The organism is Aliidiomarina maris (assembly GCF_003987335.1).
GTDB classification, from domain to species: domain Bacteria; phylum Pseudomonadota; class Gammaproteobacteria; order Enterobacterales; family Alteromonadaceae; genus Aliidiomarina; species Aliidiomarina maris.
The window spans coordinates 323782-339371 of record NZ_PIPK01000002.1 but is presented as its reverse complement, the minus strand read 5'-3'; the positions used below and the strand labels follow the sequence as shown (position 1 = coordinate 339371).

At 49.2% G+C, this 15590-nt stretch carries 11 protein-coding genes and 1 pseudogene; 5 read left to right on the top strand and 7 right to left on the bottom strand.

The genetic code is table 11. The features are described 5' to 3' along the window. Positions 1–128: 128 nt before the first annotated feature. On the bottom strand, positions 129–665 hold the full coding sequence (locus tag CWE07_RS04205) for an EAL domain-containing protein (RefSeq protein WP_157983214.1): 537 nt from the start codon (positions 663–665) through the stop codon (positions 129–131). A gap of 168 nt (positions 666–833) precedes the next feature. On the opposite strand from CWE07_RS04205, the gene ppk1 reads away from it, so the two are divergent. From ppk1 to CWE07_RS04190, 3 genes are all read left to right on the top strand, one after another. Next, complete coding sequence (gene ppk1, locus CWE07_RS04200; protein WP_111568872.1) at positions 834–2933, top strand: polyphosphate kinase 1; 2100 nt, start codon at positions 834–836, stop codon at positions 2931–2933. Next, entirely contained in the window at positions 2923–4434 is a 1512-nt protein-coding gene (locus CWE07_RS04195; protein WP_111568639.1) for a Ppx/GppA phosphatase family protein, read from the top strand. Before ppk1 ends, CWE07_RS04195 begins: the two co-directional genes overlap by 11 nt. Positions 4435–4571: 137 nt before the next feature. Beyond that, complete coding sequence (locus tag CWE07_RS04190; RefSeq protein ID WP_111568640.1) at positions 4572–6368, top strand: methyl-accepting chemotaxis protein; 1797 nt, start codon at positions 4572–4574, stop codon at positions 6366–6368. Between the two features lie 134 nt (positions 6369–6502). On the opposite strand, the gene CWE07_RS04185 is transcribed toward CWE07_RS04190, so the two are convergent. The 6 genes and pseudogenes from CWE07_RS04185 to hexR all read right to left on the bottom strand — a co-directional run bounded on the left by CWE07_RS04185 (position 6503) and on the right by hexR (position 13300). Further along, positions 6503–7516, bottom strand: a complete 1014-nt coding sequence (locus CWE07_RS04185; protein ID WP_111568873.1) for a LacI family DNA-binding transcriptional regulator — start codon at positions 7514–7516, stop codon at positions 6503–6505. 84 nt (positions 7517–7600) lie between these two features. Further along, positions 7601–8926, bottom strand: coding sequence for a glycoside-pentoside-hexuronide (GPH):cation symporter (locus tag CWE07_RS04180; RefSeq protein WP_111568641.1), 1326 nt, complete (start codon positions 8924–8926; stop codon positions 7601–7603). Then, the gene (locus CWE07_RS04175) at positions 8923–10284 is read right to left on the bottom strand and encodes a GH1 family beta-glucosidase (protein WP_111568642.1); all 1362 of its coding nucleotides are present in this window, start codon (positions 10282–10284) and stop codon (positions 8923–8925) included. The genes CWE07_RS04180 and CWE07_RS04175 overlap by 4 nt, the downstream gene beginning before the upstream one ends. A gap of 29 nt (positions 10285–10313) precedes the next feature. Beyond that, positions 10314–11204: pseudogene (locus CWE07_RS04170) on the bottom strand (glycoside hydrolase family 16 protein); the annotation flags it as partial. A gap of 126 nt (positions 11205–11330) precedes the next feature. Next, positions 11331–12338 (bottom strand): type I glyceraldehyde-3-phosphate dehydrogenase, encoded by a 1008-nt coding sequence (gene gap, locus CWE07_RS04165; protein ID WP_111568644.1) that lies wholly within the window; start codon positions 12336–12338, stop codon positions 11331–11333. Positions 12339–12448: 110 nt separating this feature from the next. Next, positions 12449–13300, bottom strand: coding sequence for a transcriptional regulator HexR (hexR, locus tag CWE07_RS04160; protein WP_111568645.1), 852 nt, complete (start codon positions 13298–13300; stop codon positions 12449–12451). Positions 13301–13416: 116 nt separating this feature from the next. Between hexR and zwf the strand changes: the two genes are divergently transcribed. Beyond that, the gene (gene zwf, locus CWE07_RS04155; RefSeq protein WP_111568646.1) at positions 13417–14901 is read left to right on the top strand and encodes a glucose-6-phosphate dehydrogenase; all 1485 of its coding nucleotides are present in this window, start codon (positions 13417–13419) and stop codon (positions 14899–14901) included. Then, entirely contained in the window at positions 14898–15590 is a 693-nt protein-coding gene (gene pgl / locus CWE07_RS04150; protein ID WP_111568647.1) for a 6-phosphogluconolactonase, read from the top strand. The genes zwf and pgl overlap by 4 nt, the downstream gene beginning before the upstream one ends.

The window sequence follows — 15590 nt, the reverse complement described above, 5'->3', positions numbered from 1 at the left end:
GAGCCTCGTTGTTTAAGGGCTTTGTTGTATTCAGACCAGTTTTTAACTCGGTATTTTGCTTTGCTCATTGCGGTGTCTAGTATCAGCGTGGTTTGGCGATCTGATCAACGCTAACTGAGAAAGTTCCGCTATTTATTCAACAAGGCCTCTTTAATAAAGTACCGGTCCACTTTTACAAAGTCAGGGCGAATTTCAGCCCAAAGCTTAAAGCTCGAGTGTCCGGCGCCTAAATCGTCAATCGCGAATCGATAGCCAATAGTGCGCAACTTTAATATCTGTTGTTTTAATGCATTGGTGTCGGCAACGGGGTGATGCTCAGAAAGCTCTAATACGATGGGCGCCTTGGCTTCAGCTTTAAGCGCTTCAAAAGTCCCGAATGTCGAAGGCAATGCCAAAATATTAGGGTCAATGTTAATAAATAATAAGCCAGCAAAATGACGCGTGTCGAAAGCGGTGAGTGCGCTTTGGGCACAGTGAAGCTCAAGGTTATGGCGTAGATCCGGTGACGCTGCGGCTGCAAATAATGCGTCAGGGCGCTCTAGTTCGTGTCCCTTAGGCCCGCGAATGAGTCCCTCATAACCAATCAGAGCCGAGCGATACGTATCAACAATGGGTTGTAACGCGCTCTTAAGTTGGCGTGTTTGAATAAGCTGCTGCAACGACATCACGATGAACCCCAAAAATTTGGTCGTAGTGTATACCGATTTGATGACACTTTTTTGAATAGCGAGGCTTCGGGGCGCACGACAAAGTGCCATAAAAACTTCATAAAAGTGTCACAGGCCTGAATGCCCGCGGCGGCTACATTAGTCGCTGATAAAGCGGGAGGTACCATGAAGTTTTTTCCCAAAGAATTAAGCTGGCTGGCATTCAATCAGCGAGTGTTACAAGAAGCTGGCGATAAAAATGTGCCCGTGGTCGAGCGCATGCGTTTTCTTGGTATTTTTTCCAATAACATGGATGAGTTTTTTCGTGTCCGCGTAGCCGATGTGCGGCGCCGCATATTCTTTGCCCAAACTACTGCCGAGCATTCTGAGGCAGAGCAATTGATGGCCGCGATTCAGCAGCAAGTGATTAGCCTTCAAGCGCAGTTTGAGCAGATTTATTTAGACGTATTAAAAGCGTTATTGCGCAAAAATATTCGTGTTATTGATGAGCAGCAGGCGAGCGCCGAAGAGAAACGTTGGCTGACGACCTTCTTTGAGGAAAAAATTAAGCGTTATATAGTGCCGTTGTTAATTGGTCAGTCGACCAACTTAATCAAAGCGATTAATGAGGACGCGACTTATTTGTGCGTCGAGATAGTGTATCAAGGCGAACTTACTTACGCGGCGATCGAAGTACCCACCGAAGAACTTCCTCGCTTTATCAAGTTACCGTTTAAAAGTTCCAATCGTAATAAACGCATTATCTTACTCGATAACGTGATTTGCTTGTGTCTGGAAACCTTATTCCGTGGCATTGTGCCATTTGACAACCTGCAAGCATTCTCGTTTAAATTAACCCGTGATGCGGATTACAGGCTGCCCCATGACATCGACCAAAGCTTGTTGGAGCAAATGGAAGAAGGCATTCGCCAGCGCTTCGACGCTGAGCCTGTACGCTTAGTGTATGACCGCAGTATGCCGCGGCGGATGCTGTATTTTCTGCACGATAAACTGCATCTCACCAGTCATGACTCTTTGGTTGCAGGCGGGCGTTACCGCAATACGCGTGATTTCGTGACCTTCGAAAACTGGGGGCATCGGTCAATGGTAAACCCGAAGCTGACGCCTTTAGATCTGCCAACTTTAGTCCAACAAGCCAGTATGTTTGAGGCCTTACAACGCAACGATGCTTTGTTGTATTTTCCTTACCACAAGTTTGCTCACATCACTGAGTTGGTGCGCCAAGCCTCGTATGACCCGCAGGTACAGAGCATTCAGATGTGTATCTACCGTGTTGCACCGCATTCGCGCATCGTGCATTCACTGATTGAAGCGGTCAATAATGGCAAAAAAGTGACGGTCATGGTGGAGTTGCAGGCGCGCTTTGACGAAGAAGCCAACATTGAGTGGGCCAAGCGTATGACTCAGGAAGGTATTCGCGTGATTTTCGGTATCAAAGGGCTGAAAGTACATGCCAAGCTGATCCTAATTAAGCGCAAAGAAGGCGACTTGGTGCGCCAGTACGCGCATATTGGCACTGGTAACCTAAATGAAAAAACCGCGCAGATATACACAGACTTTAGCTTATTGACCGCGGATGAAGATATTTGTAGCGATGTAGATAAGGTATTTCAGTACCTCGAAGCCCCTTACCGCCGATTTAATTTCTCCCATATTTGGCTGTCACCGGTCACCACGCGTAGTAAATTTAATCGCTTACTCGCCCACGAAATCCGAACTGCACGTGAGGGACAGCCAGCCCGGGTGCTGCTGAAGGTCAATAATTTGGTCGACGAACCACTTATTGAACATTTATATAAAGCGTCTCAGGCCGGGGTGCACATACGCATTATTGTGCGCGGCATGTGCCAACTGCGTGCTGGCGTCACCGGCATGAGCGATAATATTGAAGTGATCAGTATTGTGGACCGATTCTTGGAACATCCCAGAGTGTTTTGTTTCCACAACGGTGGCGCGAATGACGTGTATATTTCATCGGCCGATTTAATGACTCGTAATTTAGACGAGCGGGTCGAGCTCACTTGCCCAATTTTAGGCCCTGAGTTGAAGCAACAGGTGATTGATATTCTTGAGTTACAATGGCGGGATAATACCAAGGCGCGGGTTATCGATAGTGAACAGAGAAACCTGTATCGCAAGCGCGGAAACAAGAAGAAATTTCGCGCACAAACTGCGATTTATGATTATTTGAAGGCTGAGCATACCAAAGCGAAGCAGCGAATGCAGCAGCACTTGGAGAGCCAAGGGGACAGCGATGAAAAGTGAACAATTTGCAGCCTTGGACTTAGGTTCCAATAGTTTTCATCTTGTGACTGCGCGGGTGATTGACAGCCACCTGCAGCCGCTCTTAAGGTTTAAACAGCAGGTGCAGTTAGGCAAAGGCCTGAATCGTAAACGCAACCTGACCAAAGATGCGATGCAGCGAGGCTTAGATGCCTTGGCGCAATGTGCGCAGCGCCTCGAGGGCTTCTTGCCTGAGCATGTCTATGTGGTGGCGACGCACACCTTGCGGGAGGCTCAGAATGCGGACGTGTTTTTAACCCGTGCTGCAGCGGTATTACCCTTCCCAATCAATATCATTTCTGGACACGAAGAAGCGCGATTAATTTATAAAGGTGTCGCCCAAACCAGCCCTTTCAATGGACCGCGCTTGGTTTTTGATATTGGTGGCGGCTCTACCGAGGTCATCACGGGGCACGAATTTGAGCCAGCGTCACTCAGCTCCTTGTCGATGGGGTCGGTGAGCTTTACCGAGCGCTTTTTTCACGACGGAAAGGTAACCGAGAAGCGCTTTCAACGTGCCTTGGTCGAAGCAAGAAGCCAACTCGAACCGATTGCTAAGCGTGTGCGTAAGTTTTCAGCGACCCAAGTGATTGGCACGTCAGGTATGGTCAAATCGATTGTGAAATGGGTGTCTCAGCGCGATCAAACACCTGCTGGCCAGCTCAGTTTAGAGCAAGCCCTGCAATGTAAGGCTGAACTGTTACAATTTGAGCAGCTAAGTGATTTCCATGCGGATGGTATTGAGGATGAGCGTAAACCGATTTTGCCTGCAGGTTTGGCGATTGTGATTGCGCTCATGCAGGAATTTGGCATTCAAACCCTAGAAACCCATGATTCAGCCCTGCGTGAAGGTGTGCTTTATGAGCTTACGGAGCGAGTAATTGAGCATCAGGATGTGCGCCAGCGCACTGTTGACGCGATGGCGGCTCGTTATCGAATCGATAATGAACACGCACAGTTAGTCGCGGACACGGGTCACCACATGCTGCGTGATCTGCAAAATGCGTGGGGACTACAAGACAATGCTTGGGCTCAGCGCTTGCAATGGGCAGCAACCTTGCATGAAGTGGGTCTGCATATCAATTCAAGCGGCGTACATCGCCATTCCCATTATATTCTGCAACATGCTGACATGCCGGGTTTTAGCGACGAGGAGCAGCAGGTTTTGGCTAGTGTTGTAGGTCAATGCCGTAAGAAAGTGAAACTTGAACGTCTACCTGCATTGCATTTGTTTAAAACAGTTGACGTGCAACATCTGATAGCAATTTTGCGCTTAGCCGTGTTGTTTAATACCGACAGGCAGCCTTCTCAATTATTGCAAAGCGTGCGTGCGCAGGGTGACTTCGTATTACTTATTTTAACTCAAGCGGGATGGGATAACCCGATGCTAGTCAGCGACCTTGAAAAAGAAATCAAGCAGCAACAACGGCTTGGGATTCAATTGCGATTGGCGCCTATGAGTGAGAATTTGTCAGGAAGTTAAGCGGAAAGCCCAAGGCTGTGACAGGTAGCTATAGCAATAAACTTTTAATTATATCAGAGCTGAAAAATAAAAATTTTGACTATAATCAAACGAATGTTAATATAAAGGAGGGGGTGTTTTCGGTAAGGGCTTAATAAATGACAATTTTAAAACGCGTGGGCATTTGGCTATGTGGCTCAATTGCTGCACTGGCGGTTATCGGTATTGCCTTTACAACACTGCAAGTAAGACAAGACATACACCGAGTAGTAGACGAAGAAGTTAAGCGTACACATGCTACTGTGCGGGACATGCTTAATATTACCGACCGATTAATGCGGGACCAAGTTGAGCGCAGCTTAGCCACATTAAATCACCTTATTGATAGCCAGGGTGGGTTATCTGTTGGGTCTATGGTAAACGTTGGTCAACACCAGTTGAGTGACCTTGTTTTAGCCGGCCGAGGCCTCGCCAATAGCACTGCACTTGTCGACACACATGCGCAGCTTCAAGAGGGTACAGCAACCGTATTTTCGCGCCATGGTGACCAATTTACTCGAATAACAAGCAATGTTGTGAATGCACAAGGCCAGCGGGCCATCGGCACCCAGCTAGATGCGTCGACATCGGCATACCAAAGCGTAATGCGTGGTGAAACCTACGTAGGCCAAGTCAATATTCTAGGGCGTTCCTTTATTACCGCGTATGAGCCTATCTTAGAAGGTGGCGAGGTGATTGGTATTCTTTATGTCGGATACCCTGCTGATTTCGACGAGCTAGCCGCTTACATCTCACAAGCACGAATTTTTGAAAACGGCTTTGTTGCATTACGAGATGACCGCGGTGTGGTGCGTATGCGATCTGGCCACACCGACAGCCAAACAGTAGAAAACTTACTAGCTGATCCAGACGGCTGGGATATTACAAGCACACCTTTCAGTCGTTGGAACTACACAATTCTATCTGGGGTGAATCAGCAAGATATTGCTCGCATGATTGGCGCAGAAGCAATCAAAAGCGGTCTGACGATACTCGGTTTGGGTGTCCTGATAGCTGCCCTAGTACTTTGGTTAATGCAGCGGGTTGTTATGACGCGGGTACACACCATGAACGCGATGATTAGAGCCATTGTTGAGGAAGAAGGTGATTTGACCCAACGGGTTGAAGTGCAAAATAATGATGAGCTGGGGTCGATGGGGCGGCAGTTTAATCTTTTACTTGAACGCGTGCGATTAACGATTGCCGCGGTGGCTGATTTAAGCCAGCGCTCAAGCCAGGAGTCCGAGCGATTAAAGCAAATTGCCCAGTTATCTGACTCGCTGGCTGGTGAGCAAGCGGAAGAAGTTGAAAGTATTGCGGCCGCAGTGCATCAAATGGCAGCCACGGCACGGAGCGTGGCAGACAGTACAAGTGCTGCAGAGTCATCCGCATTAGAAATAAGCCAACAGGTCGATGCAATGCAGACGATGATTGAACGCTTACAGACGCAGCAACAAGGCTTTATGGCCGCTTCGGAACGTGCCCACGACGAGCTAAATACATTGACCAAGGCATCTGACGACATCGCGAAAGTGATGGAAGTGATTCACGCAGTAGCGGAGCAAACGAACCTGCTAGCACTAAACGCTGCTATTGAAGCGGCACGCGCAGGTGAAGCTGGACGCGGATTTGCCGTGGTCGCTGACGAGGTACGTTCACTTGCCTCACGCACACAGCAATCGACTCAAGACATTGCAGCGCTGCTACAGCGCTTACAAGATGGTGTCGAAGCGGTTGGGCGTGTCATTATTGAACAGGCTGAACAATCTAAGAAAAGCCATGATGCGGTTGAACAGGTGTCAGGCATGGGTGATAAAGTGAGTCAGGCAGTGCAAAATATCACGAGCCAAAATGCTCAAGTGCGAGTGCCGCTGAGGAGCAGCACGCTGTTTCTGGTGACGTCAGTGAACGTTTAGAGAGCTTGAAAGGGCAGAGTGGCCAAGTCGCCGAGCAGGCCGAGCAAACAGCTGATGCGAGCGCCGTGTTAAACGAACTGACCCAGCAAGTTGACCATCAGGTTCAGCAGTATAAGGTGTAAGCTAAACGGCTGTTAAGCGCTCTCACGACGGGCGGCAAAGGTGGAATGGCGCTGCACCAATTTAGGTTGAAACGACGAGACTAACGGTTCGCCCGGCTTTTGGTATACGTGAGCAAGCACCCAGCGCGCGGCCATGGCGCCGATCTCGGCAATTGGGTAATCGATAGTGGTGAGTTTTGGGAAAGTGTAGTGCGAAAAGTTGGTGTTATCGAAGCCTACAATCGATAACTGTTCAGGCACTGAAATGCCTAGATCATGTGCGGCGGTTAATGCGCCGGCAGCCATTTCATCGTTGGCACACACTAATGCGCTAATAGGGATACGTTGCTCGATAAAATACTGTAACCCTGCAACGCCGCTGGTTTCTTGGAAGTCCCCTTCAAAAAATGCGTGTTGGTTTTCTTTGACGCCGAAGTCCATCAAGGCCTGTTGGTGACCTGCGTAGCGTTCCTTAGCATCTTGTTTCCACATGGGGCCCGAAATATAGCCAATATTGCGATGCCCTAACGCCAGTAAATGCTCACTCGCAAGGAAGCCTCCTAAACGGTTATCCAGCGTAATGCAGCGCTCGCTAATCGCCGCGACACGACGGTTAATCAGTGCAAATTGACATTCACTTTCGGCCAACGCCACTAGGTAATCGTCGGATACCGACTCAACGTGCAATATCAACGCATCGCAGTGACGGCTTTGCAGGAACTCGATGCTATCGCGCTCCAACTCGGCGTCACTATGGCCCGCTGCGATAATCACGTGCTTACCTGCGGCACGAAATAAGCTTTCAATTCGGCTCAGGAGTGCGCCGTAAAACGGACCGATTAATTCAGGCACTAAGATGCCGACGCTATTACTACGGTTACTGGCAAGTGACTGCGCAATGGTGTTCGGGCGATAGCCCAACTCGCGCATGGCCGCCTCAACCTTGTCTTTGGTTGACTGGCGAACTTTGGCCGTACCATTGACGACTCGTGACACCGTGGCGAGTGAAACGCCGGCAAGCTCTGAAACTTCGTAAATGGTGGCCATGTCGCGGTGCAATTCTCCAATGCGCGTCATTATAGGCAGGCCAATTCATTTGGCCTACGGGTTATAGTTTAAAATAATAACTGGTTAGGAGCCGCGCTCTGCCAATTCGGTGGAAATAGTTTCCACTTTGTCTTGGGTCAGGGTATAGCGACGCATTAACCAAGCTACCATGACTGAGCATAGCGCGGGTAGCAAGGTAAATGCGACCAAAATACCGAATTGGGTATGTTCTGTTTGATTGACGTCAGGCACATAGTTAAACCATGCCAGCCACCAACCGGCGATAGCGCCACCAATGGCAATGCCTATCTTGATGAAAAACACCACGGACGAGTACACCAAACCGGTGGTGCGAATACCGGATTGCTGCTGACCATAATCCACCACATCGGCAATTTTAGCCCATAGCATTGGCGTTGCCATTTGCAAAAAGAAGCACCAGCCGAAGTAAACCACTGTGGCAAGTAACCACTGCTCAGGGGCAATAAAAAAGGCCACCGCTGACAATGCCGCGGCAATCAGTTGTAACGCTCGGTACGCCACGACTTTATCAAGCTTACGGGTAGCCCAAGTCGCGCAGGCGCAGCCTAGAATATTGCCAATCATACCGATAGAAATAAATTGCGTGACTAAGTCAGCGCGCTCTAAATAGTAAGTGACATAGTAGATAGTCAGCATGTTCTTAATTGTCATACCGGCGACTAACACGACTGCGACTTTGGCTAAGGTACGCATGGCTTGGTTAGCCCAAAGGATTTTCAAACCTTGATGTATTGCGACGCCTTGCTCGGGTGGCGGTACACGTTCTTTGGTGCCAGCGAAACATAGTAAAAACAGGATAACCCCGAGCACGCTCATGGCGGCGATGGTGAGCTGGTAACCCAACTGGGGGTTGCCGTCACCCAGTATTCGCACCAAGGGCAATGTGGTTAAAGTGACGATTAAGCCACCTAACATACCAAAAACAAAGCGATACCCTTGAATCGATACACGTTCACGCGGGTTGCTGGTTAGCGCTGCGCCAAGTGCTGAATAAGGGATATTAATCGCGGTGTAAGCGAGCATCAGAAGGGTGTATGTGACGTAGGCATAAATAACTTTGCCGCGTTCGGACAAATCTGGAGTGGTAAACGCTAACACGCTACACACTGCGAAGGGTATCACCAGCCAAATTAAGTAGGGGCGGAACTGGCCAAATCGGGTGCGGGTTTTATCGGCCAGCAAGCCCATGAGCGGGTCAGTAATGGCATCAAGTAAGCGCACCAATAAAAACATAGTGCCGACGGCCGCGGCAGAGATACCGAAAATATTGGTGTAATAGAACGCCAAAAACAGCATCACGGTTTGGAAGATTAAATTACTCGCAGTGTCGCCCAAACCGTAGGCTATTTTTTCTCGCCGCGAAATCATAGTGCGTCGACGGCCTCGAGTTGTTCGGCACGCTGCAACCAAAAGTCACGCAGCGCTTTCGCGCTGTCTTTCAAAACCCGCTGTTGGGTGGTGTAATCCACATGCACAATACCAAAACGTTTAGTATAGCCTTCCGCCCATTCGAAATTATCGAGTAAACTCCAAGCAAAGTAGCCCTGCATATCGACGCCTGCCTCGATGCATTGATGTACGGCCATTAGATGGCCTTGATAATACGCAATTCGCTCAGCATCGTGAACCTTTCCTTGTTGCAAGGTATCGACAAACGCAGCGCCATTTTCAGAAATAGTGATAGGCGGAAGGTTGTCGAAGGTCTGATTCAAGTCGGTAAGAATTTCGACTAAGCCTTGGGGGTATATTTCCCAACCCATGGTGGTTAATGGTTGTTGGGTGGGTGGCACGTCGGAAAACCAGCCATTTTTGGCCTTAAATACGGTACGGGTGTAATAGTTTACCCCAAGAAAATCAATCGGGCGTGCAATGATGTCCATATCGCCTGGCTGCACCACCGGCATGTCAGCGGGTGCTAAAGGCGTCACCAGTTGTGGATAACTACCTTGTAGTAACGGCTGCAAATACCACAAATTATGGTATTGGTGCGCCAGCAACGCAGCTTGCTGGTCTTCCGGCGCATCGCTGGCTGCATGGCATGGGCTAAAATTAAGGACGATGCCATGCTTGGCATGTGGTGCTAATGCACGCATGCGGGGTAATGCACTACCGTGCGCCAGTAGTAAATGGTGTGCAGCTTGTCGACCTTGCGAACGGTTGCGATGACCTGGCGCGTGAATGCCTGCTTCGTAGCTCAAATATGCGCTGCAAAATGGTTCATTTAAGGTCGCGTAGCTGGTGACTTTGTCGCCTAGCGCGCCGACCACAACTTCCGCATAACGCACGAAGTGGTCAACGATATCACGTGATAACCAGCCACCGAGATCATCTAAGTATTGGGGTAAGTCCCAGTGGTAGAGGGTGACATGGGCTTCGATATTGTTTGCCCGCAGGGCATCGACTAAATCCACATAAAATTGCAGACCAGCTTTGTTGACACTGCCATCACGGTTGATCACCCGCCCCCAGGCAATAGAAAAGCGGTAGGCATCGACGCCCAAGTGGCTAATTAAGTCCACATCCTGACGCCAAAGTTTGACATGTTCGCAAGCGTTTAACCCGTTCGAACCGTCTTTAATCTTGCCTTCAGTGGCACAAAAGGTGTCCCAAATGCTGGCTTCCCGGCTGTCTGCCGCACCTTCAATTTGGAACGATGAGGTCGCGACACCAAAGGTAAACTCGCGGGTGAGGAGTTTGGAACTAGATGGAATCGCAATTTTAGCCATTTGATATCTCACGTTAAGCCGGTTTTATGCCAATTGCCGCCTACAGCCAAGTTCATAATTAAATGAAACTTTTGGTCGAAAGGCGCGGCGCTATACACGACTTCTTGTTCGCCAGTGACTTGATTAAATAGTTCAGCGAACCAGCCACGGTGGCGTAAGCCAACGACTTCGCCACGGCTATTCGTGCGTACGCGTGATTGCTGCTGAGTTTGGTACAGGAAGTCGTTTACATACCAGCGAATTTCACCTTCTTGCCATTCAATAGCGTAGGTATTGAATTCATCCGCTGGGTTGACACCGTTCGGTAAGGTATAGCTTTTGCCCGACTCAGAGTTGTCAGGCCATACGCGACCGTAATGCAAGGTGCCAAATACGCGTGTTTCTGGGTTGCCTTCTTCGTCTAACGTACCTAAATTAACCGCTTCAACAATATCGATTTCACCTGAGCGCGGCCAGCCGCCATACACTGAATCAGTCGGCATCATCCAAACCGCAGGCCAAGCACCTTGACCGGCAGGTAACTTGGCACGTACTTCAATACGACCATAGCGAAAATCGGCTTTGTTTTTAGAATTCAGCCGTGCAGACGTGTAAGGCTGGCGTGCATCGTCTTCGGCAGGAAGGGCGACAATGTGTAGCATATTGTCTTCGACAAATGCGTTGTCCGGGCTGTCGGTATAACACTGTTGCTCGTTATTCCCACCGCCTAAACAATCAACTTCGAACGTCCATTTATTCGGGTCGATATAGCCGTTATCAAACTCATCGCTCCAGACTAAACGCCAGTCACTCACCGGTTGCGTTGGGTCGACAGCGGAAAAATCTGAGTTGGTTTTTACGTCATCACTGTTACAGCCTGTGAGTCCGAGCGCCAATAGGAGCCCAGCAATGGGGCTCCATTTTAATCGTCTGTTATACATAGCTGAGTTCCTAGTTGTTATTTGTACTTGTTACTTTTATGTCAATGTAAGCGCTTTCATTAACAAGAACAAGTATTTTTTAACAAACCAGACCTCAGCTGACCCTAAGTCTATGTATTATTTGATTTACAAACTGGCCAAGTAGCGCGCATTGTCGAGCATGCGGTGGCTGAAGCCCCACTCATTATCATACCAGGCCATGACTTTAACTAATTTGCCGTTAACACGAGTCTGACTGCTATCAAAAATGGCGGAATGAGGATTGTGATTAAAATCAATCGACACCAGTGGCAGCGTGTTCACACTTAATACACCCTGCAATTCAGCACTTTGTGCAGCATCTGCAATCAACTGGTTGATCTCTTCAACACTGGTGTCGCGTTTGGCAATAAACGACAAATCCACCAAAGACACATTCTGTGTTGGTACGCGCACAGCCAAGCCATCGAAGCGCCCTTGTAAGGCGGGAATCACTTGCCCGACGGCAGCTGCAGCACCGGTTTTAGAGGGAATCATAGAGCTTGCCGCCGCACGCGCGCGGCGAGGGTCGCTATGGTAAGCATCCAGCAAGTTTTGATCGTTGGTGTAGGCGTGTACTGTGGTCATCAGGCCTGACTCAATGCCAACCTGGTCTTCGAGTACCGCCGCAATAGGCGCTAAACAATTTGTCGTGCACGATGCATTTGAGATAATTTGCATCTCACTGTTCAGAATTTGGTGGTTTACACCGTACACCACGGTTGCACAGGCGTTCACGGCTGGCGCTGAAATTAAAACTTGCTTAGCACCTGCTTCAATATGCGCAATTGCTTTACTGCTATGGGTAAATAGCCCAGTGCATTCAAATACTAAATCAACTTGTAAGTCTGTCCATGGCAGCTTCGCTGGGTCACGTTCAGCAAGCAAAGCTATTTGAGTGTCATCAACATGTAACTGACCGTCTTTATAACTGACGTCTGCATCGAAGGTGCCGTGGACGGAGTCATACTTGAGTAAATGCGCGTGAATCGCGCCTTCACCTAAGTCGTTGATAGCGACAATTTCGATGTCGCCACTAAGCTGGCGCTCGTGCCAAGCGCGAAGAATGTTTTTACCGATACGACCGAAGCCGTTAATTGCTACTCGAATTGCCATGTTGATCACCTTGTTAGTGCTTTTATTCATTCATAACTTATGAAATAAAATTACACCGGAAGGCAATTAGATCAAGATTTTTCGTAAATTTTGTAATTTAGCAACAAAAGTTATTGGCTGTCGGGTTCGAAGCGAGAATCTCGTAAGCTGGCTTTTATCGCGCGTAATTTTTCTTGGATTTGTGGGCCGCGCTGCAATGTGTAACCCGTAATCAAAAGGTCAATCAGTACAAGTTGCGCAATGCGTGACGCCATTGGCATGTACACGTCTGTGTCTTCAGGCACATGGGTGGCGAGTACAATGTCACAGGTTGCAGCAAGCGGACTGCCGGCAGCGGTGATACCAATCACCAACGCACCTTCGCTGCGAGCCAGCGCAGCCACTTCGCAAAGCGCTTTAGTGCGGCCGGTATGGCTAAAGCAAACAATAACATCGTTGGTGTTGGCGTTCAGCGCTATCATTCGTTGCATCAGGATGTCGTCTGACAACATCACTGGCGTGTCGAAGCGGAGAAATTTGTTATGGGCGTCGTGGGCCACCGATGCCGAAGCGCCAAGTCCAAAGAAAGACACCTTATGCGCACTGAGTAGCGCTTCAGTGGCGGCTGCCAGCTGAGTGTAATCGAGTTGCTCACGGCTGGTGTTCAGTGCGGCCATGGTCGAATCGAAAATTTTACTACTGTAATCTTGAATACTATCGTTTTGATCAACGTGCCGGTTCACGTAGGGTGCGCCGGTAACCAGGCTTTGCGCGAGTAATAGTTTGAAGTCGGGGTAGCCCTTGGCACCTAAGCGACGGGAAAAACGATTCACTGTAGGTTCACTGACATCGGCTTGCTGAGCGAGTTGAGCGATACTGCGATGAATGGCTTGTTCAGGCGCATGCAAAATAACATCCGCAACTTTACGCTCCGATTTACTGAGCTTTGCGTAACTATGTTGAATATCGGCGAGCAGGTTCATCGGCAAGGTTCCTAAAGAATTTTATGTAATTTAATTACATTTGTTGGATTTATCCAGTGTTCGCTGATAGGATTCTAAACGATTTGTTGTAAAATTACATAATCACGAGGCATTTGATGAATACAGCGGCAGTTTGTAGTGACCTAATATTATTTGGAACCGCGGGCGATTTAGCTCGGCGCAAACTGATCCCTGCGCTTTATCAGCTTGAAAAAGCGGGTCTTTTACATAAAGGAACGCGAATTATCGGCGTCGCTCGTGAGTCCAAAACGGCTCAGGAATATACGGATTGGGTGTACGCCCAGCTAGAAAAGTTTGTAACAAAAGAACAAATTGACGCCGATGTATGGCAGCGGTTTGCAAATAAATTACACTATTGCGCTATGGACCTCGGTGACTGCGATAGTTATCAGCAACTACGCCAAGTTATCGACAGCGACGCAGATGACGCTGAGCGTGCCACGATTAGCTATTTTGCCACTCCGCCTGCGCTGTTTGCTGCCATTTGCGAAGGCTTAGCGTCAGTTGCGCTGAATCATGAGAGCGCGCGCGTGGTGCTTGAAAAACCCCTTGGTCACGACCTAGCGTCATCGCAGGCCATCAACCAAAAAGTCGCAGAGTACTTCAGTGAATCCCAGATCTATCGAATTGACCACTACCTCGGTAAGGAAACGGTACTCAACTTATTAGCGCTGCGTTTTGCCAATTCGCTTTTTACCGACCAATGGTCACATGACCGTATTGATAACATTCAAATTACCGCAGCTGAGCAAGTTGGCGTAGAAGGACGCTGGGGTTACTACGATGACGCTGGACAATTGCGTGACATGGTCCAAAACCATTTGCTGCAGGTGTTAGCCTTGATTGCGATGGAGCCGCCGACGCGTTTAGATGCGCAGAGTATTCGTGACGAAAAGCTCAAAGTACTGCGCTCTTTACGCCCGATTGACGCCGACAACGTGGCGGATGACTCGGTACGCGGCCAATACACCGACGGCTTTAGCGGTGACACCAAAGTCCCAGGTTATTTAAAAGAAGAGGGCGCTGCGGCCCAAAGCACTACGGAAACCTTTGTGGCGCTCAAAGCGCACATTGATAACTGGCGTTGGTCAGGCGTGCCGTTCTATCTGCGTACAGGCAAGCGAATGCCGCAAAAGCGCACCGAAGTTGTGATTACCTTCAAGCCCCAACCACACAACATATTTCACGAAACTATCGGTCAGTTACCCCCGAACCGGCTGATTATCCGCTTGCAGCCTGACGAAGGGGTGGAAATTGAAATGATGAATAAGGTGCCGGGTTTAGGTCAGCGCATGCAGCTACAACCAGCCACTTTGAATCTTAGTTTCTTTAAGGCATTTGAGAACAAACGCATTGCCGATGCTTACGAGCGTCTGTTGCTCGAGGCCATTCAAGGCAATCAGTACCTATTTGTTCATCGCGACGAAGTGGAATGCGCATGGCGATGGATTGACGGCATTCGTGAAGCTTGGGAAAACAGTGGCGAGGCGCCACGTGGGTATCAGGCAGGCACTTGGGGGCCAGCGGCATCGGTCACTATGTTGGCACAAGACGGTAGAGAATGGGACGACGAGATATGAGCGCTGAAGTCATTCATTTCGACGACGAAGAGCGCCTGGTTGCGCAATTTAGTCAGCAAATAGAGCAGCAACTAGAAGCCGCGATCCGTGCACGCGGGCAGGCGTACTTGGTGGTGTCTGGTGGCCGTACGCCGCTTAAGCTATTTGACCGCCTAAGCCAAAGCACGCTGGCGTGGGATAAAGTGACCGTGTTACTCGCTGATGAGCGCTGGGTTAGTGCCGATCATGCGGACAGTAATGAGGCGATGGTGCGACAACACTTATTGGTCGCTAATGCACGCCAAGCGTCGTTTATCAGTATGCTAGGCGATATGCAGAATATCAGCGATGATGTCGACTCGTTCAATGCAAAAGCAGCCAATTTACCGACGTTTGATGTGGTGATTCTAGGTATGGGCGACGATGCCCACACCGCATCCTTGTTTCCTTGTAGTACGCAATTGACGGACGGCTTGCAAAGTTCGCTGCCTGCATTGGCGGTCACGCCCAACACAGCACCGCATCAGCGCATCAGTTTAACCCGCGCACGACTCCTGAATAGTCGCCAATTGTATCTGCAGTTAAAAGGCAATGCTAAGCGCCAAGTGCTGCAACATGTGCTTGAGCAAGGTCCGCGCGATAGCTTGCCGATTAGTTATTTCATTCATCAGTCTGACGTACCTATGCAGGTGCTGTTGGCTGACGCATAA

Excerpts from the sequence above, each read along its gene's own strand:
- CWE07_RS04190 (WP_111568640.1), top strand. The coding sequence starts at position 4,572 with ATGACAATTTTAAAACGCGTGGGCATTTGGCTATGTGGCTCAATTGCT.
- gap (WP_111568644.1), bottom strand. The coding sequence starts at position 12,338 with ATGGCAATTCGAGTAGCAATTAACGGCTTCGGTCGTATCGGTAAAAAC.
- zwf (WP_111568646.1), top strand. The coding sequence starts at position 13,417 with ATGAATACAGCGGCAGTTTGTAGTGACCTAATATTATTTGGAACCGCG.
- CWE07_RS04175 (WP_111568642.1), bottom strand. The coding sequence starts at position 10,284 with ATGGCTAAAATTGCGATTCCATCTAGTTCCAAACTCCTCACCCGCGAG.
- hexR (WP_111568645.1), bottom strand. The coding sequence starts at position 13,300 with ATGAACCTGCTCGCCGATATTCAACATAGTTACGCAAAGCTCAGTAAA.
- CWE07_RS04185 (WP_111568873.1), bottom strand. The coding sequence starts at position 7,516 with ATGGCCACCATTTACGAAGTTTCAGAGCTTGCCGGCGTTTCACTCGCC.
- CWE07_RS04195 (WP_111568639.1), top strand. The coding sequence starts at position 2,923 with ATGAAAAGTGAACAATTTGCAGCCTTGGACTTAGGTTCCAATAGTTTT.
- CWE07_RS04205 (WP_157983214.1), bottom strand. The coding sequence starts at position 665 with ATGTCGTTGCAGCAGCTTATTCAAACACGCCAACTTAAGAGCGCGTTA.
- ppk1 (WP_111568872.1), top strand. The coding sequence starts at position 834 with ATGAAGTTTTTTCCCAAAGAATTAAGCTGGCTGGCATTCAATCAGCGA.
- CWE07_RS04180 (WP_111568641.1), bottom strand. The coding sequence starts at position 8,926 with ATGATTTCGCGGCGAGAAAAAATAGCCTACGGTTTGGGCGACACTGCG.
- pgl (WP_111568647.1), top strand. The coding sequence starts at position 14,898 with ATGAGCGCTGAAGTCATTCATTTCGACGACGAAGAGCGCCTGGTTGCG.